The organism is Atrimonas thermophila, from assembly GCF_045864955.1.
GTDB lineage: Bacteria > Atribacterota > Atribacteria > Atribacterales > Thermatribacteraceae > Thermatribacter > Thermatribacter velox.
The window spans coordinates 910,862-931,213 of record NZ_AP028803.1; the positions used below are offsets into that span (position 1 = coordinate 910,862).

Sequence of the window (20,352 nt, forward strand, 5' to 3'; positions counted from 1 at the left end):
ACAAAATGGAGCTTGACCACTTGTACAACTCAGTGCTAACCCTCTGCTTCCCAGAGGTTAGCCGTCTTTTCGAATTCCTCACGCAACTTCCTATAGGCCTCGTCTAATTCTTCTGCTTTCCCCATCAAATTTTTGAGATGTGTTTTATAAAGCACTCGCCACGCCTCATCAACACTTTCAAACTGTCTGGAAAGTTTGACGATAGCGTTTTTGACTCTTTCTGCTCCTTCAGAAAGCTTTTTTGCATTAACACCAGCTTTGATAAGCTCAATTTTATGAGACAGAGTCAACGGCGATACTACCTGCACGCCCTTTTTTGTGTAATTCCGAAGCATTTCAAAGGCTTCGTTCACCAGAAACCAGTAGACACTCTCCGAAGGTATGTACGCAAAAGCGAAGTCCGCGGAACCTTTGTCAACACAAACATAATCGTTTGCTATCTTTTCCAGGTGTGCTTTTGAGTCTTTTAAAAACTGCCTTTTGTAATTTTCTCTTTCCTCTGAGTCGTTGCTTTCCATCATTTTTCGGTAATTATCCAGCGGAAACTTGGAATCTATACAGATGATACCCACTGTTGACTTAATGTGCGCGTCAGGAATCTTACCGTCAAGAATTCTTTCTCTAATCCCAAACATATTTGGAGGTAACTGATCCGAAAGGATTGTTTCTAAGGCCATTTCGCCAAAAGCTCCTCTTTCAACAGGCACGCGTAACATTTGCTCAATCGAGGTATGGATTTCCTTTATTTCTCTTGCATAAGTAGCTACCTCCCCTACTTTATCGCTCAGTCCTGATTCTTTCCATACTCTGAAAATCGCGCTTTCTATATCTTGAGTTTCTACCCTGGTTTTTTTCAGAAGAACAAACACCAGCAAGATCAAAAGAAACAAAATAATTCCAAGTAGCACTTCCGTCATTGCTTTTCCCCTCACCTCCAAAACGTTTCCTCAAAATCACAGAATAAAAGAAACTGCCACTATCAGTTAGATTAAAATAGGATACCGGTGAAACATTTTGCTATCTTTACCAAAAACCTACCAATTCTTTGTGTGTATTCAATAGAGCCACTGCTTGTATTCTGGTAAATGTTTCATATCTTCATAAAGCCAGACCATTCTATCTAAAAACCAGCTCTTTCCAAGGTAAGTTAAGGATATGCCCAGCACTGTTGGACATATAGTAAGCGTTATCATGCCCCAAATTACTAACAGTGTTCCTGCGAAGGAAACGCCATTGAGGATTTTGGGAAGGGTTTGGTGATGTTTTGGTATTTCCACTTTGTCTCTGTTGGTCCAAACGCGTTCTCCAAGAACAGATTTTGAAGCCCAGTTTTTAGTAGATTTTGGTCTTCCAAAAATTACGGGATTGAGAAACATCCAGAGGATTGAAGCCGCAATGGGTATGAGTGACCACATCCTGAGGTAAGCTCGGCTCCAGAAAGCCAGAACAATTGCAGGTAACACTGTATATCTGGTCCACACACTCCAGGGATTGGCATGTCGCATCCAGTTTTGGTCTGTTAATTTGAAGAAACTCGCTATTTTCTCTTCAATCGTCATGTTTCCCACCCTCCTCTATTACACTTACACTGTTAGGCTTCTCTTCAAGCTACAGTATCCCATTTTCTCTTAGTTTGCTTGAAAAAGACGCTTATAAGTGGTCCTGCAATGATTAGTGTAATCCAGCAAGCTGTTATAGAAAAGACCTCATACCTATACTCAAGGTCACTTCTATATATTGAGGCGAGAACAACGAGAGAACAAATCAATAAAACAGAGCTTATACCAAAAACAAATTTTATAACCCGTTTCAGTCTACTGTGGCCTTCAAAGGAAAGAGCAACGAATAAAAATGCTACACCCATTGTTAGATAGCCAGTGTCTTCCAGGGCTATGAAAATCCCGTGCGGGTTGTATTGCGAAAACAGAGAAAGTCCTTCGAGTTCTCCTTTCAGCAAGCTGGGTTGCATAACTGCAAGTTGAATAAAGTAGTTCATGAAAAGCATGACTGCAGAGAGAGTGGCAAAGTGTAACGCGATTTGGCTGAATGCTTTTCTATCAGCAAAGTAATGGATACATGCAACCAGTATGATGAAAAGCAAGGAAAGTATAGATGCTGGATACATCCATATATACTCCGCAGGCACGAATTCAGCAACATCCGTGTAAGGGTATGTGATGCACGAGTCAAGGACCCCCATCTTTACCATCACCTGACAGTATGGTCCTGACCGCGCAGGGGCAGTGGTGGTAGCGATACCCATGGCTGCCATAGCGAGGAGCATTACGAAAATTGCAGTCCAGAAGCCAAGTTTACACACACTTTGGGCAGTCGAGTTGGTCTTTTTGTTATCAGCAGATTGATTATTCGCCTTCATTTTCTCTCCCCTCCTGAATTTTTAGTGAAAGTCGATAAACTGCTCTTCACCTTCAAAATATCAGCTTAATGTGATATCTCTCTTCCATAGTGAATGGTACTCAGTCGAAAAGCGATGGGAGAAAAGAAAAACTCTTCCGGTGTCCTTTGCAAAGAGTGATGAGGCTTTAAAATTGTGGACTTTTTCTTCTCAGACGGGTTACACATTTCGGTTTTTCTGAAGATCGTAAGCGCGTCCTGTAAAAATCATCAGGATTAAAAGAACAACCATCAGAAAGAAGCTGTTGGTGAACAAGTCCGGGTTGTTCAGATCAAAAAAGTATACCAGGATGAGCGAGCCGATTGTCAGAAAGACACCGTTTATCATGCCAGCGCCAAAAAACCAGGGCCATAGCACAGCAAGAAAACGCTGGGAGTTGGGAGAAAGTTGTTTGCGCCACCAGTAAGGCGGAGTGTTAGCCCCGAGCCCGGCCACGCCTGCCAGGACACCAATGATAGGAGGTCCAACACCTCCACCTACAAGGAGCATAGTGATGGAAAGAATTATCAATATCCACCCTCCTCTTTTATCCTTGATAAAACCAACCGACCAGACCATGACCATTGCAGAGACGACAATGGCGAGAATTCCCGTTATGAGGAAATTGGGAACAATGGTTATTCCCGGCTCACCCCCCATGTTGGTGGCAATGGGCCCTGTGGCCCAGGAGTATATCCAAAGCTTCTCCGGGACTACATTACCCTGCAAAACTTCTCCAATTCCATGAGTAATACCTCCCAACCCTGCCAGCAAACCAAATGCGCAAGCAACCACTTTTGATGAGCCATGCAGTGACCACGCACGTTTACCCTTCATGCTATGCATCTCCTTTCGATCTTTCTTGACAAAACGTTTAATGAAAAGTGAGGGACACACAAGCACTGGCTTCTGGGGTAAATTGCTGCTTAGAATTCAAGCGGACAATGAAAACTTGCTCGAAATGGTTGGGAGGCTCTTTCCCCGGTTGAGATGTCCAGAAGCAATTGTCAGCTGAACGCTTCTCAATAAAATACCTATCGCATTACTCCCCTCGCTTCAAATAATTATAACATTATGTGGTAACATGCAGTGGGTTGCATGGAACTTAAGAAAAGGGGGGTTAAAAAGCAAGCTGTTCAAAGTCTATGTTATCAAACTATTTACAATATTCGGCAAATCTCCGCAATATACAAGTGTAAATACCAACTATTTCTTCTCTAATAAGATTGGGGACTGTACAATAAACTGTGTAAACCCCTTTGGGAAAAAGATAAACTTTTACCAAGGGGGTTATGAAAATGAAAAAGGAAAAACTATTAAGAAAACAGCTTCGAGAGTTCATCAAAGAGAACAACCTGGTCACGGCCCAAGACGCCCAGGACGCTATTAAGTCCCTCATGGGCGAGCTCATCGAAGAAATGTTAGAAGCTGAGCTCGAAAACGAACCGGGCTACAGCCGCTATGACTACCGCAACAAAAAGACAGACAACGCAAGAAACGGTCACAGCAAAAAGAAGGTAAAGACTGAACTTGGACCCTTAGAGATAAGCGTTCCCCGCGACCGTAACGGCGAATTCGAGCCGATAGTAGTCAAGAAATACCAGAGAGATATCTCTAGCATAGAAGACCAGATACTGTCCATGTATGCCAAGGGAATGAGCACCCGCGACATACAGGAGCACCTGGAAAGGATATACGGGGTTCACGCCTCGCCATCCCTGATATCAAGCATTACAGACAAGATACTTCCGGTTGTCAGGGAGTGGCAGAACAGGCCTTTGCAGCCGATATACCCGTTCATTTTCATTGATGCAGTGCACTACAGCGTGCGGCAAGACGGCCAGGTTGTTAAAAAAGCAGCCTACGTAGTAATAGGCATCGATCTTGACGGCCGGAAAGATGTTTTGGGTATATGGATTGGCGAAGCCGAAAGTGCCAGGTTCTGGCTGTCGGTATTAAGCGACATAAAAAACCGCGGAGTTGAGGATATACTGATTATCTCGGCTGACGACCTTGCCGGGATAAGCCAGGCCATCAAAGCCATCTTTCCTCAAGCAGAAGTGCAAAAATGCGTAGTCCATCAGATAAGAAACTCTGTGCGTTACGTCAGCTACAAAGACCGTTCTCAGTTTGTCAAAGATCTCAAAGCCATTTACAAGGCAGTGAACCAGGAAGAAGCTCTCAGCGCCTTGCAAGCTCTAGAAGACAAGTGGCAAGCCAAGTACCCGTTGGCGGTAAAATCCTGGATTAGAAACTGGGACGAGTTGTCCACCTGCTTCAATTATCCTCCCGAGATACGGAGGTTGATATACACAACCAACATCATCGAGGCTTTTCACCGCCAACTGCGAAAAGCAACTAAAAGCAAAGCGGCGCTTCCCAATGACGATGCCCTTATCAAGATCCTGTACCTGGTCACCATGGATGTGACCGAAAAGTGGACAGTGTCAGTGAAAAACTGGGGACTGATTCTATCCCAGTTGATAATTCTGTTCAAAGAAAGGATTGAGCCTTACCTCTAAACTAGTTACCAATTAAGGGGTTTACACAAAAAACTTGACAGACCCTAAGATTGCGTCCTTGTATTCAATGTTGACACTATAGATATTACTTCCGCCAAAGTATATTGTTTTATCTTTCTCACTAACCTTTCAGTATAATGTTCCAAAGCTATGTACCATTTACATTACACAGCTTCTGTATGTGTTAATCATTAATTATAATGACGGTGTCTCACATTTTTTACCAATATAAAAAACATATCCGTAATAGTGCTTGTATTTAGAATACAGAGCCGCTTCATACCTCATGTATTCGACAAAAGCCTCTGCAGCTTTATTCCCAGTATGTTTTTCCAAAAACGCTCCTTGTATTGTTTTTTGTGGCATAAAATAGGTGTCTGTCCAGCACTCTTCGGGTAATGCAAATGCAGCAACAAAACGATAACCGGCTCTTCGCATCAATGAAATATTATGCTCTATTGTGCTCATTTTAGGAACAGCATCAAGCCAGAACTCTTCAATCTCGACGGGTCGCTCATCGGTAAACCATGATTCATATGTTACAGCAATATAGCCGCCCCTTTTTAGAAACCTTTTCCAATAATTTAAGGCTTCTTCAAATCCTATACTGGCGACAGCCCCCTCAGACCATATAATATCAAGCTCTTCATTTTGAAACGGTAAGCTATCCATTGAACCGACAATACCTTTTACCCTGTTTTCCAAACCAAGCCTTTTAAAATTTATGTTAAATTTTTCAATAAAATCTGGACAAATATCAAGCCCAATAATGGTGGCTTTCGTATTTTGTGCAAGGATCGTTGTTTGACCACCTGTTCCACAGCCTAAATCAGCAATTTTTGCTTCGTCTGGAATATCACCAATAAAACTTAATGCCCTAATAGTAGATTCAGGGCTGCCAGGTCCCTGTCGTTCTAATCTTCCAAAATAATCACAAATCAAGCTTAAGTCGAAATCGTGAATTGACGTTCTTTTCATGTAAACTCCCCCGGTTTCTCAAGTATACCACTCGGCACCTCGAGAGAATTTAAACCCCCAACCATAGTAAAATGTGCGAGCAATTTGTGTACCTGCTGCCAGGAAAAACACAGAATTCGGCTAATCCAAAGTCTCCCACTCTCTGAGTTTATCACGATATTCTTCCGACAGCAAATCACAGCCTTTTAATAAGTGATGAAGATAATCTCTGCTTGGTCTCAAGCCTTCTCTAACTCGCTTCGGGTTCGCAACATAGACTATAGCTTCCTCTTCCTTGCCATTATCAAGTTTTATTCTTACCTTCAACTTTGTGTAGTGGTCCGGATATCCCTCATATCTATCGAGCTTTTCTATGTCTAATTCCCGAATTGTATAAAGGATACCTTCAACTCTGCTTTCATCGTCCTTTTCTATATTTGCATAACCCTCGTTAGGGTTTCTCGAAGCAACTTTGTTGAACTTTTTGGGGCTCAGTGCTCTGCAGTTATCGGTCACTTGATAGTGGCCTTTGAAGTAACAGTTTTTGACTAACTTATAGCTGGCTATAATATGAAAATTGTCTTTTAACAATTTCAGTCTGAATTTTTTAAAGCCGAAGTTTTGAGAACTGGGAAGGTTTTGACATTTATGAAGATGCGTGCTTTTTCCGCCGTTATTATTTCAGTATAACGTTTTGCGAATAAAAGAAGTTGCCGAAAGCAATTTGGATGAAGCGTAGTGAGGTCTTTTATCCGCTGTCAGGCTATGTACTGTCTGAAGATTCATACTCCCCATGCAACCACTTTCTTAACATTTCGGCTTTCTCTATCCTGCCCAATTTCAAATATGCCTGATACTCATATTCTAAGGATAAAACTGGTATTTTCATCCCTTGTATCTCTACAAACTTCTTGTGTTTATTCAAATCTACAGGATTCTCCCAACTTCCGTCTTCAAGCCGTTTCTGGATATCTCCCATAATTTCTACTTTTATTCCATCAATAGTTAATCTACCGAAGTGCGAGCGGATTTTTTCTGTGGAGGAGAATCTAACCTTTTCGCTCACAAACTCGGAAAAGAGGTGTTCGATCTCGTAGGCTCCTACCTTGTCAGTCTGAATGTCAATATCGTGAATTTCGATGGGAACACCCTGCAATGCAAAACTGAGACTACCGGTAACTACCCAATTCACATTCTCACCCTTTAGCCGATCGTATATTTTGCGAAGGACACAAAGATATTCAGGCTTAATCATTTTCTTACCTCGGACAACATTTTACCTAATCGTTCGTAGTTGAACTCATGATTCCACCCCATCATGCCGTCCAATGGATATTTTTTATCTTTGCAGGACTTACTTTGTTTACATGAGTATAAGTTTCCGTTGTCTTACTACTTGTGTGTCCGAGTATTTCCTGTATGTACCTTGAATCAACTCTGCTTTTAAGAAGATGCATCATAAAACTGTGCTTTAGAGAATGCACATTTTCTGTTTTTCTTCGGACGTTTTATTTCGTAAATGACAATGCATTTGTTTACACTTTAGCTACCAGCAACTTTCTCAAGGTGTATAATTCGACTTCTTTGATATTTCTCATGTTCGTCAATAAAGGTACCTTCACGATTTTTTAAGAAGCGCGTGTAGGTCTTCTTTTGCATCGTTTTTGCGGGATAGAGCCTCACAGGGATTCCGGTTGACTCCTCTTATGCTTTTAACCGCTTCCAGGGCTTCTTCTTCAGACAAACCTCGTCCGTGGACCAACCACGCAGCGAGAACATGTCCAGTCCGTCCACATCCAGCAGAGCAATGTATGACAACTTTCTTGTTATTTGTGCACGCTTTCTCTAAAAAGGGTAAAATTTCTTTCTTAAACTTGACCAAACTGCAAATACAGTAATCTTCTAATGGCACCCAGCAGACATTAGCCTTTCCAAACTCTTTGCAATAAAAATCTAAAAGGTTTATCTCGTAATAATCGAGTTCTTCTTGCGAAAGAAGGCAACAAACACCTTCAATGTCCTGTTGTTTCATGAAAGAGACCCATTCTTCAACTTCTTCCAAACCCACACGCTTTGAATTGTGACCGGGTCTCCCAGCTCCAAATACCACTTGCTCTCCTTCTCGTGCTGGACCAAAGTTAAACTTGCTCATCACATTTTCCCCTCCAGCAATTCAAATTTTGTCTATACTTCGTTCGTGCACCCCCCTTCCCGCTGATTTCGCTTTCCCATTTTTATTGCTTTTTCTAAAACTCAGATATTCAATTATTATAGCACTATCTCTAACTCAAGTTCTGATGCCTATTGGTTCAGCAGCTGGGTTCAGCTGGACAGCAAAGGGGATGTAGCAAAAATCCTATGTGAATAGGATACAAAAAACCTTTCTCCACTCAAAAAGACCATGGAACAGGCTAAAAACATGTTCCCTGACTTCCCTGCTGAAGGATCCTGTCCAATGATGAAAGTAGACGGAGAATCTTACCGATAGCGTGTCTTGTGAGGTAGTATCTAAAAGCGGCAAAAATTGCTGTTCAAGAAAAAGGCCCCGATTAGAGATCGGGGCCTTTTTGAAAACGAATCCCTAAAAAACAATGGCTCCTCGGGCAGGATTCGAACCTGCAACCCTCCGGTTAACAGCCGGATGCTCCACCGTTGAGCTACCGAGGAGCGCTCTACGTTGAGAAATTATATCCAGTCTACTCTGATTCGTCAAGATAATCCCGCAATTTTTTGCTTCGGCTGGGATGTCTCAACTTGCGCAGGGCCTTGGCTTCGATCTGCCGAATCCGTTCTCTGGTCACCCCAAAAATTTGCCCTACTTCCTCAAGGGTGTGGGGCTTCCCATCTTCAAGGCCAAAGCGGAGCTTGAGCACCCTGCGTTCTCTTTCTGAGAGAGTATTCAAAACATTCTCCAGCTGTTCGCGCAAAAGAGTGTAAGATGCCGCCTGAGGAGGCGCCATGGCGCCAGTATCTTCAATGAAATCCCCAAGGTGGCTATCCTCTTCTTCACCAATTGGGGTTTCCAGAGATAAGGGTTCCTGGGCGGTCTTCATTATTTCCTGGACTTTTTCAACCGTAATCCCCATCTCATTGGCTATCTCTTCGGGGGTGGGCTCTCGACCCAGGCGCTGGGTGAGCTGTCTGGAAACCCGAATGAGCTTGTTTATGGTTTCCACCATATGTACCGGGATGCGGATGGTTCTTGCCTGATCAGCAATCGCTCGGGTTATGGCTTGTCGTATCCACCAGGTTGCATAAGTGCTGAACTTGTAACCCTTGCGGTAGTCAAACTTTTCGACCGCCCTGATAAGTCCCAGATTGCCTTCCTGAATCAAGTCCAGGAAGAGCAATCCTCTACCTACATAGCGCTTAGCAATGCTTACCACCAGTCTCAGGTTGGCTTCAATGAGCTTTTTCTTGGCTTCTATGTCCCCTTGCTCGATTCTTTTGGCGAGTTCTACTTCTTCTTCAGGCGTGAGTAATGGGACCTGGCCGATTTCCTTAAGATACATCTTGACCGGGTCATCGACCCCTATTCCTTTGATTTCTTCAAACTGCAGATCCTCGCTCTCGGAGCTTTTTTCTACTTCTTCGCGAAGCGCTTCTTCGTCGGATACTTCGATACCCAGGTCGGAAAGAGTGCTGTAGATATCATCCAAACGGTCAACGTCCATTACCTGGTCTCCTAAAAAATCGTTCAGCTCCTTAAAAGTGATGTACCCCTTCTTTTTGCCGCTCTCCAATAACGGAGATATGGTCGAAGAGGGATAAGCATCGTACTCGCTATACATATTCTTTTTCTTACGGTTGGACGCCAAGGCGACCTCTCCCTTTCTATTTTTTTAACTTTTTATTGATTCCTTTTCTTTCTTAAGAATTTGGTCGTACTCCTTTAATTTGTCCTGAAGAAGAGCCTTGAGCTTTCGCCGCTCCTCTTCAGGCAAAGTACTCTTTGAGAGTTGTGTCGATATTCGGGAAAGCTCCCTTTCAGTGCTTTTTCGACGTCGAGAAAGCGCATTTTTTTTAACCGTTCTGACCAGATCCTGAACTACTTCTTCTCTTTCCAGTCCAAACTCGAGATCCTCCCGAGTGGCTATTTCCGAAATCAGGCGTTGCATATCAGAATCATTAATAAAAACCGCTGCCAGGTCGGCAAAAGAAAAATCCTTTTTCTTTAAAGCCAGGGTATTTATAGCCCGCCATAAACGGCGGTTATTGGAACAGGAAAAATCATTTTCCTCAAATTCTTCCAGAAGTTTCTCTCGGTAAGACAAATCTTCCAACAATTTCTTTATAATCATTTTTTCGGCCTTTATATTCCCGGGTTCTTTCAAATCGGTAGTCAATATCGAATTTTTCCCCGCCGTTTTGCCCTGAGTACCTGTTGCTTTCTCTACTGCTCTATAAATAAGTGATTCTTCTACGCCAAGTGTTCTGGCCAGCTGCTTGATGCGGAGTTCGCGCTCTATAACGTCCACAACCTGTAAGTAGGGAACCAAAGCCTGAATAATCTTAACCTTAGATTCCACAGTTTTATAACCATGCTGCTTAAGTAATAATTCCAGGTAAAAATCAAAATACGACATTTCCTGAGACAAAATTTTGAAAAGTACCTCTTTGCCCTTTTGCCTTAAAAGCGAATCCGGGTCAAAAGGAGGAGGAATGCGGACTATTTTGACTTCAAGTCCCTGAGCTCGGAGCAATTCTACTCCTCTCAGCGTGGCTGCCTCTCCAGCGCTATCGGAATCGAAGCAAAGCGTCACCTGCTGGGTATACCTCCGCAACAGCGAGGCTTGCTGAGAAGTGAAGGCCGTTCCCATGGAAGCGACACAGTTTTCCACTCCGGCTTCGTAGAGAGTCAAAAAATCCATGTATCCCTCAACGACCAATGCCTTTCCAGCTCTACGAATAGATCCTTTGGCAGCAAAGAGCCCATAAAGAGTTTTACCTTTAGAGAAAACGGGACTGTCCGGGGTGTTGACGTATTTGGGAGTCTCTCCTGAGAGGGATCTTCCCGCAAAACCGATTATCCTCCCCTGGTCATCGTGGAGGGCAAAAGTTATCCTCCCCCTAAAGCGGTCCAGCAGTTGGCCTCCTTTGCCCAAGACCCCTGCTCCACTTGATAGAAACTCTTTCCCGGAAAAGCCCTGTTTCATGAGATAATTCAATGTTGCCCTGCTTTCTGGAGGAGAAAATCCAATACCAAAGCGCTCTACTGTTTCCAGCTTCAGTCCACGCTCTTCAAGCAGATACCGCTTTGCTTTCTGTGCTTCCTGACTCTGGGGATTTGCCAGTTGAGCTTGGTAGAATCGTTGCAGGACTCTGTGAAGTTCCAGAAGACGTTTTCTTTCCAGCGCTTCTCCGGAAAGAAAATCACTCTTTCTTTCCGGCAACGATACCCCATACTTTTCAGCAATGATGGTAACCGCCTCCGGAAAACTCACTCCTTCTATTTTCATGATGAAGGAAAAAATATTACCTCCTACGCCACAACCAAAACAGTGGAAAATCCCTTTTTCCGGGGAAACGATAAAGGAAGGAGTTTTTTCTTCGTGAAAAGGGCAGAGTGCCCGGTAGTTTTTACCTGCGGGTTTTAAATCCACATACTGGGAGACCAGGTCCACAATATCAACTTTTTCCCGTATTTCTTCAAGGAATTCCTGAGGAAAAAACAAACCCAACCACCTAACCTGAAGGCCCTGAGTGTTCCTCAGGGCCTTCAGTCAAAATGAGCAGTTAACGAATGAAAATTGGGGCAAAAACTAAGGCTACAATGGACATCAACTTAATGAGAATGTTCAGCGAAGGCCCAGCCGTATCTTTAAATGGGTCTCCTACTGTGTCACCTACTACTGCTGCTGCATGCTGCGGAGAACCTTTTCCGCCCAGGTTGCCTTCCTCAATGTACTTTTTGGCATTATCCCAGGCTCCACCAGAATTTGCCATCATTACTGCCAGCATCAAGCCAGAAACAATAGCTCCTGCCAGAAGCCCACCCAGAGCTTCTTTGCCTAAAGCAACTCCAACGATCAGGGGAACTATTACAGCCAGAATGCCGGGTAAAATCATTTGAGAAAGAGCTCCCCGGGTGCTGATATCCACGCATCGGGCATAGTCTGGCTTGGCTTTGCCTTCCATAAGACCAGCAATTTCACGAAATTGCCTGCGCACTTCTTCCACCATTCTAAAGGCTGCCCTGCCAACTGCTCGAAGCGCCAGTGAGCTGAAAAGGTAGGGCATCATAGCGCCAATGAAAAGTCCTACCACGGTCATGGGCTTGATGAGGTCGATAACCTTGAGGTTCACTGCTGCACCGTAGGCTGAAAAAAGAGCCAGAGCGGTCAGTGCGGCTGAGCCAATTGCCAGGCCTTTTCCGATAGCAGCGGTGGTGTTACCCAGAGCATCAAGCGAGTCAGTTATCTTGCGGACATTGGGTCCCAACCCTGCCATCTCAGCTATTCCACCCGCGTTATCAGCAACAGGGCCATAAGCGTCGATGGCCAGAGTCATGCCAGTAATAGAGAGCATGCCCAGTGCAGCAACCGCGATACCATAAATTCCTGCTGCCCAGTAAGAGACCAGTATCGCTCCACAGATGAGTATTACTGGCACAACCACGCTTTCCATACCTACTGAAAGCCCATCGATGATGACCGTGGCTGGTCCGGTTTTCGATGCTTCAGCAAGGTTGCGAACGGGCTTGAAGTGGCTCGAAGTGTAGTATTCGGAAATGAGACCGATAGCAATTCCTGCAATCAAGCCAGCTACTGTGGCGACGAAAACGCTGAGATTGCCAAAGAGGGCCAGAGACAAAATCAGGCTGAACACAGCAGCCAGAAGGCCACTTATGTAAGTGCCTCGATTCAAAGCGGCGGCAAGGCCCTTTTCGTCTTTAGCATTTACAAAGAAAGTGCCGATGATTGCAGCAATAATTCCAAAAGCTGCCATTAAAAGAGGATAGGCTACTCCTGCAAAACCAGAGAAAAGGGTTACTCCAAGGATCATTGCAGCAATGATGGAACCCACGTAAGATTCAAAGAGATCGGCACCCATTCCGGCTACGTCACCAACGTTGTCACCCACGTTGTCAGCGATAACTGCCGGGTTGCGTGGGTCATCTTCGGGTATGCCGGCTTCAACTTTTCCTACCAGGTCAGCGCCCACGTCAGCCGCTTTGGTGTAAATTCCTCCACCAACACGAGCAAAGAGCGCAATAGAGCTGGCTCCCAATGCAAAGCCATTGATTACCTCTGGATCGCGGATAATAGCATACAGGATTCCCAAGCCCAGAAGGCCAAAACCAACCACACACATTCCCATGAAAGCTCCGGCGGAAAAAGCCACTTTCAGTGCCTGGCTGACGCCTTCAGTGGCTGCCTGGGTGGTACGGGCATTACTTCTGGTTGCGATGCGCATTCCCGCAAATCCAGCAAGACCAGAACAAAGAGCACCTACCAGGAAACAAGTTGCGGTAACCCAGTTGCGGGCAAAACCAAGCACGACGAACATAACTATCACGAAGAAGATCAGGAAACTGTACTCTCGCTTCAAAAAGGCCATGGCCCCTTCCTGAACCGCTTTGGATATTTCCTGCATGCGTTCATTTCCAGGGCTACAGCGGTTGATTTTCTGTGCCAGCGAGAGCGCAAAAAGAACTGCTATTAAGCCTGCAATCGGGGCAAAAAGCACTACTCCCATCATAACTCCTCCTTTCTATGTTATTCTGCTTTTCTATTAGCTTCCCCGCTGCCCGGGCCACTGCCTTGTTGAGGCCAGGGATCAGGGAGAAAATATTTTTTGTACATGTACAGAGCGTACCTATCAGTCATACCTGAAATAAAGTCGCAAATAATTCTATCAAGAGAAACCTCTTTTGGTAAGCAGAAAGAGCATTCTTTTTGAAAAAAATCAGGATGCTCGAGAAAAAAAAGATAAAGGTCCTTAATCAGCCTCTTGGCTTTGCTCCTCACCCTTACCTGTTCATCGCTGAAGTAAACCCTTTGAAAAAGAAAGCTACGTAACTCTTCAGTGGCTTCTCTGGTCTCTTGACTCATGGTGATACGGTCAGAGTTAATACTACTCAGCACCACATCCTTAACCATGTGGTCTATTCTTTCTCGATGGGTGCTTCCAAGCACAGCAATTGAATTTCTCGGCAATTCTGCTTCCCTAATAAGGCCGGCCCTGAGTGCATCGTCAATGTCGTGGTTGACGTAGGCTATCACATCTGCAAGGCGCACCACTTGCCCTTCCAGGGTAGCGGGAAGGTCTTCTTCCGAACAAAGCAAAGTGCTGGAATGAGTCTTGGAATGCTTCAGGATGCCGTCTCTGACTTCCCAGGTCAAGTTCAGACCCTGGCCATCCCTTTCGAGTAGATCCACCACTCTGAGACTCTGTTCATTGTGCCTGAAGCCCTCGGGATAAACTTCGTTAAGCGCTTCCTCTCCAGCATGGCCAAAAGGAGTGTGCCCCAGGTCATGTCCTAAAGCTATAGCTTCGGTGAGGTCTTCATTAAGGCGAAGAGCTCGGGCTATAGTACGGGCAATTTGTGCCACTTCAAGGGTATGGGTGAGACGGGTGCGGTAATGGTCTCCCTCAGGGCTGAGAAAAACCTGGGTTTTGTGCTTCAGTCTTCGAAAGGCTTTACTGTGAATAATGCGGTCCCGGTCGCGCTGAAAGGCGTTGCGCAGGTCGCATTCTGCTTCAGGATACTTTCTCCCTCTGCTCTGGGAACTCAAAGTAGCATAAGGGGAAAGAAGCTCCCGCTCTTTCTCTTCCCAGAATCTTTTTATTTCCTCTATTTTCAAGGTTATCACCCGAAGAACCGGGGGATGTTTCCCCCGGTTCAGGAATTTGAAGCTTTGAATTGTTACTTCTCTGCTTCAATTGCAGCCTGTGCCGCTGCTAGACGAGCAATAGGTACCCGGAATGGTGAACAACTGACATAGTTAAGGCCTATTTTGTGACAGAACTTAACTGATTTGGGTTCTCCACCATGCTCACCACAGATACCACACTTCAGGTTAGAACGAGTACTTCTTCCTTTCTGGACACCCATCTGCATCAGCTGGCCGACGCCTTCCTGGTCCAGAACCTGGAAGGGATCTTCTTCGAGAATTCCTTTCTCTTCATAGTAGAAGAGGAACTTACCTTCAGCATCGTCTCTGCTGTAACCAAAGGTCATCTGAGTCAGGTCGTTAGTTCCAAAGGAGAAGAACTCGGCGTATTCAGCAATCTGGTCTGCAACCAGTGCCGCTCGAGGTACCTCGATCATGGTTCCGAAGCTATAGCTAACATCCACGCCATATTCCTTGATGACGGCCTGGGCAACTTCATCCAGCTTCTCCTTAAGAACTTTAATTTCATTTCGGTGGCCAACCAGCGGAATCATGATTTCCGGAATTACTTTAATGCCTTCTTTTGTCAGTTCGCAGGCTGCTTCCATAATTGCCCGAACCTGCATTTCAACGATTTCCGGATAGAGAATGCCCAGGCGGCATCCGCGCAAACCAAGCATTGGGTTGGCTTCGTGGAGGTTGCGGACTATTTTAAGCAGATTTTCTTTTTCTTCGAGTTCAGGACCGGTTACTCCCTTGACGCGAAGGGTGGTCACTTCCACCAGCAGATCCTCGAGCTTGGGCAAGAACTCATGCAAAGGAGGATCGATCAAGCGGATGGTTACCGGTTTCCCTTCCATAATGCGGAAAATCTCCTTGAAGTCGCCCTTCTGCATAGGTTCTATCTCACTGAGTGCTTTTCTGCGCTCTTCTTCATTCTGAGCCATGATCATTCTCTGCACGCTGGGAAGCCGGTCTGGAGCCATGAACATATGCTCTGTACGGCAGAGTCCAATACCCTCTGCTCCAAACTCCAGTGCTTTCTGAGCGTCCTGAGGTGTATCAGCGTTAGCACGCACTCCCAGTTTTCTCACTTCGTCAGCCCAGGAAAGGAGAGTCTGGAAATCTCCAGAAAGCTGAGGTGGAATGGTCTTTACCTGACCCAGGATAACTTCTCCAGTTCCACCGTCTATGGTGATGTAATCACCCTCTTTCACTACTGTGCTGTTTACGGTGAACTGCTTCTTGTCGAGATCAATTTTGATTGCTTCACAGCCGGCAACACAGGGTTTACCCATTCCGCGAGCTACCACTGCAGCATGGCTGGTCATACCTCCACGGCTGGTCAGAACACCTTGAGCAGCAACTACGCCGTGAATATCATCGGGAGTGGTTTCAGGTCTGACCAGGATGACCTTTTCACCCTCGTTACCCAGCTTTTCGGCTTCATCAGCGTCAAACACTACCTTACCGTATGCAGCACCAGGTGATGCGGGAAGCCCTTTAGCAAGTACTTGGATTGGCTGACTGCGGTCAATCTGGGGATGCAGAAGCTGGTTCAGCTGGTTGGGGTCTACTCTCAAAATAGCAGTCTTCTTGTCGATGAGTCCCTCTTTGACCATATCCACAGCGATTTTGATTGCTGCCTGAGCAGTTCGCTTACCGGTTCGAGTTTGAAGAAGGTATAATTTACCCTTCTCGATAGTGAACTCAAAGTCCTGCATATCTTTGTAGTGCTTTTCAAGAATTTCATAAACCTTTTTTAGCTCTTCAAAAGCTTTGGGAAGCTCCTTTTCCATCTCCACGATTGGTTTGGGCGTCCTGATGCCAGCAACAACGTCCTCACCCTGAGCATTGAGAAGATACTCGCCGTAGTATTCTTTCTCTCCGGTAGAAGGGTTACGGGTGAATCCAACACCGGTTCCAGAATCAAAGCCCATGTTTCCAAACACCATCATCTGAACATTTACTGCAGTTCCCCAATCGTCAGGAATGCCATGAATTTTGCGGTAAGTGATTGCACGCTTGTTGTTCCAGGACTCAAACACGGCATTGATGGCTCTTTTGAGCTGTTCATAAGGTTCTTGAGGGAAGTCTTCTCCGGTTTCTTTTTTATAGAGTTCTTTGTATTTCTGGATTACCTTTTTAAGAGCTTCAGCATCTAAATCAGTATCCAGCTTAGCTCCTACTTCTTCCTTAACTTCGTCGAGGATGGCTTCGAATTTGGAATGGTCAATGCCCATAACCACGTTGCCGAACATCTGAATGAATCGCCGATAGCAGTCGTAGGCGAAGCGCTTGTCCCCGGTCAACTTAGCCAGGCCTTCTACCACCTCGTCATTAAGCCCCAAATTGAGGATAGTGTCCATCATGCCTGGCATGGAAACGGGTGCTCCAGAACGGACCGAAACCAAAAGCGGATTGTTGGGATCGCCAAACTTCTTACCGCTTTTTTCCTCAAGTTGTTTAAGATTAGCCAGGATTTCCTCTTCAAGCCCTTCTGGCCACTGCTCGTTGTTCTTGTAATAGTGGGCGCAGGCCTCAGTGGTAATGGTAAACCCTGGTGGCACCGGCAGGCCGATGCGGGTCATTTCAGCAAGATTGGCTCCCTTACCACCCAGGAGCATCTTCATTGAAGCGTCTCCTTCGCCAAAAAAGTAAACGTATTTCTTTTTGTTCATGATGCTTCCTCCTTCTTTTTATTGTTAATAAGATTTGCTATTTTCTCGCTGATTTCTCTGGTAGTCAAATTGGTTATGTCAATAATCTCACAACCCAGCTTTTTATATATCGTCATGGCGAAATCCAGTTCTTTTTTTACTACTTCAGGTTGTGCTTTCCTGCTGAGCCTGTCCAGGCCCAGAGCGTTGATTCTCTCTGCTCTAACCCTGCTCAGGTCCATTTCATTTATCCAAATACCTACCGGGACAACGCCTTTCTTACAACTTTCTCTAATCACCTCCTCGAGATCGTAAGGAAGCGGTAAATCAGGGTTGAGAAGGATAAATCCACACTTCAATCCCTTTTCTGCAAGCATGAGAGTAATTTCATCCCGATGGGGATACCACACGCTGAAGACGATTACATCAGCCTTGTCAAGATTGGAAATACTGAAGCCGGTACTCTTTTCCATCGAATACTCCAGAGCTTCAGCGTGGCTGGGAGTTTCCTCAAGGCTCTGGAAGAGGCCTGGTTTGCCCCTCGGTTGACGAGCACTGGCTTTTTTCAAAGCTTCCACAATGGGACCCAAAAGGTCCAGTGCAAAAATACCGCGGTTTACACTTTCAGCGCGGAGCCGGCTGGCCATTTCTTCGTTGACCAGCGTATACACCACGAGGTCTTGGATTCTCACCATGTCCAGAATGTTTTCTATGGTCTCCCAGTGGCGAACCTTGGTGAAGGGTAAAATGTTCACCCGGGGTAACTCAAACTGCACCAGTGCTGCCTGCACCACCGAGAGAGCTGTTTTACCGGTGCCATCGGATATTACAAAAATGTTAAAATCGTCTCTCGAGGTCGTTTCCTTTTTAACTTCCACCGTTTTCCTCCTGAATAACCACCTGGGATAAATCCGCAAACCGATGCCATAAAAGAACTATTTTTTTCATCAGCGCAAGTCGGTTTTTGCGTATCGCTTCCTCAGGAGCCATAACCAGGACTTTTTCAAAAAACCGGTCCAGGACAGGAACCAAAGTATAGAAATCTTCAAACAATTTTTGGTAATTCCCTTCCTTCAGAGAGCTTTCAAAATTTTTTTCAAAGCGCAAAAGAGACTGATAAAACTCTCTCTCAATTTCCTCTTGTAAGAGTTGTTCGTCCACATTTGCGCTTCCGTCAAAATTTTTACTTATGTTGTAAGCGCGAGTGAAACCAGTCAAAACTGCTTCTAAAACACTCTTCTCAGCATCCCAGAGCTTTTGCAAGGCTGAAGCTCGAAGGTAAACCTCGTAAATATCGTCGATTGGAATACCCAACACTGCATTGATGATTGAGTAATTGATACCCTGTTCCAAAAGGAAGGTGCGCAAACGGGTTAGCAAAAAGGCCAGTACCTTTTCCACCACGGCTTCGTCAAAAGACACAAAACCCTGTTCTGCAATCAGAGAGAGATTTTCGCGAATGAGCTCTTTAATACCTAAAAACCAGCACTTATTTATTATGAGGCCAATAAGGCCCTGGGCCAGTCTTCTGAGACCCAAAGGATCTTCAGAACCACTGGGAATACGCTCTAAGGCAAAGCTCGAAACAATGGTGTCCACCCGGTCAACTAGACTCAAAACGCTTCCAACCAGCGTTTTGGGATAATTTCCCTCTGATGGAGAAAAGTACTGTTCTTCAATAGCCAGCGCAACTTCTTCAGCTTCCCCATCTTCCTGGGCATAAACCCGACCCATGTAACCCTGGAGTTCAGGAAATTCCTTGACCATTTCACAGGCCAGGTCTGCTTTGGCAAGAAAAGCAGCTCGCTCTAAGAACTGTGCTTTTTCCTTGCCAACATGGAGTTTCTGAGCCAAGTACCTGCTCAGCTGAATTAGGCGCTGAGTCTTTTCCCACATGGTACCCAGCGATTCCTGAAAGACAACACCTTTTAATTTGTCGACTTTATCAGAAAGAGAGCTCCTTCGATCTTCATGAAAGAAAAAGAGAGCGTCTTCGAGTCTGGCCCTTAAGACTCTTTCGTTGCCTTTGATTATGATTTCGCTTCCATCAGCAGGTCGGTTCAAAACCACCATAAAATGAGGAGAGAGGTTGCCCCTCTCATCCGTACAGGCAAAGTAGCGCTGGTGATGTTTCATAACTGTTATCAATACCTTTGAAGGTAGGGTAAGATACTTTTCCTCAAAGCGCCCTACTCCTACTCCAGGATATTCTACCAGAAAGTTTACTTCTTCTAAAAGGTTTTCATCTCTCAACCAAAATATGCCTTCTTCCTGAGCACAGGAAGTCAAGAGCTCCTCTATTTTCGCCCTTCTTTCTTGAGGATCGGCTATTACAAAAGCTTTACGAAGGGTATCCAGATAGGTTTCTGCACTGGAAATGGCCACTTTGCCAGGGCAAAGAAACCGATGTCCCCTACTAAACTTGGAGGAAGTTATGTCTGCAAATTCAAAAACGATTTCTTCATCATCAAGAAGCGCAACTAACCATCGTATAGGACGCACAAAGGCGACGTTTCCTTCGCCCCAGCGCATGGAACGCGAAAACTGGAGACACGAAAGCGCTTTCTTAAGAACCTGAGGAAGAATTTCCTTAATCGCCTTGCCCGGAATCTCTTTGCGCGCAAACACGTAAGTTCCTCGCTCGGCTTCTTTAATAAACAGAGAGCTGGGTTCCACTCCCTGAGCTTGTGCAAAAAGTAAAGCGGGTTTCAGCCACTCCCCTTCTGGCGAAAGGGCCACTTTTTTAGGAGGGCCTTTTACCTCCAGAACCTGTTTTCTTTGAAACTCTTCCACTCCATGCAAGAGGATGGTAACCCGCCTTGGGGTACCTAATACTTTATGTTCACCAAAAATAATCTGTTCTGACCTCAAAACATCCAGGAAGACTTCCTCGAATTTCTCGAAAACCTCCTCTTTAAGGCTCGAGGGAAGTTCTTCCATGCCAACTTCCACCAGGAGAGTTTTTCCAGAAGAATTCATCT

At 45.2% G+C, this 20,352-nt stretch carries 17 protein-coding genes and 1 tRNA gene; 1 reads left to right on the top strand and 17 read right to left on the bottom strand.

The window, feature by feature from the left end; translation table 11 throughout:
• Positions 1-35 precede the first annotated feature (35 nt).
• The 4 genes from rmuC to ACKTT1_RS04825 form a co-directional block, all read right to left on the bottom strand.
• Positions 36-917: a DNA recombination protein RmuC gene (gene rmuC, locus ACKTT1_RS04810; protein WP_412710381.1), complete on the bottom strand. Its 882-nt coding sequence runs from the start codon at positions 915-917 to the stop codon at positions 36-38.
• A 138-nt stretch (positions 918-1,055) separates the two neighbouring features.
• Positions 1,056-1,559 (bottom strand): DUF6653 family protein, encoded by a 504-nt coding sequence (locus ACKTT1_RS04815; protein WP_412710382.1) that lies wholly within the window; start codon positions 1,557-1,559, stop codon positions 1,056-1,058.
• A gap of 44 nt (positions 1,560-1,603) precedes the next feature.
• Positions 1,604-2,377 (bottom strand): hypothetical protein, encoded by a 774-nt coding sequence (locus tag ACKTT1_RS04820; protein WP_412710383.1) that lies wholly within the window; start codon positions 2,375-2,377, stop codon positions 1,604-1,606.
• 198 nt (positions 2,378-2,575) lie between these two features.
• Positions 2,576-3,232 (bottom strand): hypothetical protein, encoded by a 657-nt coding sequence (locus ACKTT1_RS04825; protein WP_412710384.1) that lies wholly within the window; start codon positions 3,230-3,232, stop codon positions 2,576-2,578.
• Positions 3,233-3,693: 461 nt separating this feature from the next.
• Here ACKTT1_RS04825 and ACKTT1_RS04830 point away from each other — a divergent pair, with 461 nt between their 5' ends.
• Entirely contained in the window at positions 3,694-4,917 is a 1,224-nt protein-coding gene (locus ACKTT1_RS04830; protein ID WP_412710385.1) for an IS256 family transposase, read from the top strand.
• A 195-nt stretch (positions 4,918-5,112) separates the two neighbouring features.
• Here the strand turns inward: ACKTT1_RS04830 and ACKTT1_RS04835 are convergent, their stop codons facing one another.
• From ACKTT1_RS04835 to glyS, 13 genes are all read right to left on the bottom strand, one after another.
• A complete protein-coding gene (locus ACKTT1_RS04835) occupies positions 5,113-5,895 on the bottom strand; it encodes a class I SAM-dependent methyltransferase (RefSeq protein ID WP_412710386.1) in 783 nt (260 codons plus the stop codon).
• A 120-nt stretch (positions 5,896-6,015) separates the two neighbouring features.
• Positions 6,016-6,465, bottom strand: coding sequence for a gamma-glutamylcyclotransferase family protein (locus ACKTT1_RS04840; RefSeq protein ID WP_412710387.1), 450 nt, complete (start codon positions 6,463-6,465; stop codon positions 6,016-6,018).
• Between the two features lie 172 nt (positions 6,466-6,637).
• A complete protein-coding gene (locus ACKTT1_RS04845) occupies positions 6,638-7,129 on the bottom strand; it encodes a nucleotidyltransferase domain-containing protein (RefSeq protein WP_412710388.1) in 492 nt (163 codons plus the stop codon).
• A gap of 61 nt (positions 7,130-7,190) precedes the next feature.
• Positions 7,191-7,358, bottom strand: coding sequence for a tyrosine-type recombinase/integrase (locus tag ACKTT1_RS04850; protein WP_412710389.1), 168 nt, complete (start codon positions 7,356-7,358; stop codon positions 7,191-7,193).
• Between the two features lie 134 nt (positions 7,359-7,492).
• On the bottom strand, positions 7,493-8,026 hold the full coding sequence (locus ACKTT1_RS04855; RefSeq protein ID WP_412710390.1) for a dual specificity protein phosphatase family protein: 534 nt from the start codon (positions 8,024-8,026) through the stop codon (positions 7,493-7,495).
• A gap of 440 nt (positions 8,027-8,466) precedes the next feature.
• A tRNA-Asn gene (locus tag ACKTT1_RS04860) sits at positions 8,467-8,541 on the bottom strand.
• 29 nt (positions 8,542-8,570) lie between these two features.
• Positions 8,571-9,665 (bottom strand): RNA polymerase sigma factor RpoD, encoded by a 1,095-nt coding sequence (gene rpoD / locus ACKTT1_RS04865; protein ID WP_412710551.1) that lies wholly within the window; start codon positions 9,663-9,665, stop codon positions 8,571-8,573.
• Positions 9,666-9,716: 51 nt separating this feature from the next.
• The gene (dnaG, locus tag ACKTT1_RS04870) at positions 9,717-11,549 is read right to left on the bottom strand and encodes a DNA primase (RefSeq protein ID WP_412710391.1); all 1,833 of its coding nucleotides are present in this window, start codon (positions 11,547-11,549) and stop codon (positions 9,717-9,719) included.
• A gap of 61 nt (positions 11,550-11,610) precedes the next feature.
• Positions 11,611-13,575 (bottom strand): sodium-translocating pyrophosphatase, encoded by a 1,965-nt coding sequence (locus ACKTT1_RS04875; protein WP_412710392.1) that lies wholly within the window; start codon positions 13,573-13,575, stop codon positions 11,611-11,613.
• Between the two features lie 17 nt (positions 13,576-13,592).
• The gene (locus tag ACKTT1_RS04880) at positions 13,593-14,690 is read right to left on the bottom strand and encodes a deoxyguanosinetriphosphate triphosphohydrolase (protein ID WP_412710393.1); all 1,098 of its coding nucleotides are present in this window, start codon (positions 14,688-14,690) and stop codon (positions 13,593-13,595) included.
• Positions 14,691-14,743: 53 nt separating this feature from the next.
• The gene (ppdK, locus tag ACKTT1_RS04885) at positions 14,744-17,392 is read right to left on the bottom strand and encodes a pyruvate, phosphate dikinase (protein WP_369017249.1); all 2,649 of its coding nucleotides are present in this window, start codon (positions 17,390-17,392) and stop codon (positions 14,744-14,746) included.
• Complete coding sequence (locus tag ACKTT1_RS04890; protein WP_369017248.1) at positions 17,389-18,249, bottom strand: kinase/pyrophosphorylase; 861 nt, start codon at positions 18,247-18,249, stop codon at positions 17,389-17,391. Before ACKTT1_RS04890 ends, ppdK begins: the two co-directional genes overlap by 4 nt.
• Positions 18,239-20,350: a glycine--tRNA ligase subunit beta gene (gene glyS / locus ACKTT1_RS04895; protein ID WP_412710394.1), complete on the bottom strand. Its 2,112-nt coding sequence runs from the start codon at positions 20,348-20,350 to the stop codon at positions 18,239-18,241. Before glyS ends, ACKTT1_RS04890 begins: the two co-directional genes overlap by 11 nt.
• Positions 20,351-20,352: the final 2 nt, after the last annotated feature.

Bases quoted from the DNA above. Each gene is read 5' to 3' on its own strand.
- glyS (WP_412710394.1), bottom strand. From the start codon at position 20,350: ATGAATTCTTCTGGAAAAACTCTCCTGGTGGAAGTTGGCATGGAAGAA.
- rmuC (WP_412710381.1), bottom strand. From the start codon at position 917: ATGACGGAAGTGCTACTTGGAATTATTTTGTTTCTTTTGATCTTGCTG.
- rpoD (WP_412710551.1), bottom strand. From the start codon at position 9,665: ATGTATAGCGAGTACGATGCTTATCCCTCTTCGACCATATCTCCGTTA.
- ACKTT1_RS04835 (WP_412710386.1), bottom strand. From the start codon at position 5,895: ATGAAAAGAACGTCAATTCACGATTTCGACTTAAGCTTGATTTGTGAT.
- ACKTT1_RS04845 (WP_412710388.1), bottom strand. From the start codon at position 7,129: ATGATTAAGCCTGAATATCTTTGTGTCCTTCGCAAAATATACGATCGG.
- ppdK (WP_369017249.1), bottom strand. From the start codon at position 17,392: ATGAACAAAAAGAAATACGTTTACTTTTTTGGCGAAGGAGACGCTTCA.
- ACKTT1_RS04815 (WP_412710382.1), bottom strand. From the start codon at position 1,559: ATGACGATTGAAGAGAAAATAGCGAGTTTCTTCAAATTAACAGACCAA.
- ACKTT1_RS04820 (WP_412710383.1), bottom strand. From the start codon at position 2,377: ATGAAGGCGAATAATCAATCTGCTGATAACAAAAAGACCAACTCGACT.
- ACKTT1_RS04825 (WP_412710384.1), bottom strand. From the start codon at position 3,232: ATGAAGGGTAAACGTGCGTGGTCACTGCATGGCTCATCAAAAGTGGTT.
- ACKTT1_RS04875 (WP_412710392.1), bottom strand. From the start codon at position 13,575: ATGATGGGAGTAGTGCTTTTTGCCCCGATTGCAGGCTTAATAGCAGTT.
- ACKTT1_RS04855 (WP_412710390.1), bottom strand. From the start codon at position 8,026: ATGAGCAAGTTTAACTTTGGTCCAGCACGAGAAGGAGAGCAAGTGGTA.
- ACKTT1_RS04830 (WP_412710385.1), top strand. From the start codon at position 3,694: ATGAAAAAGGAAAAACTATTAAGAAAACAGCTTCGAGAGTTCATCAAA.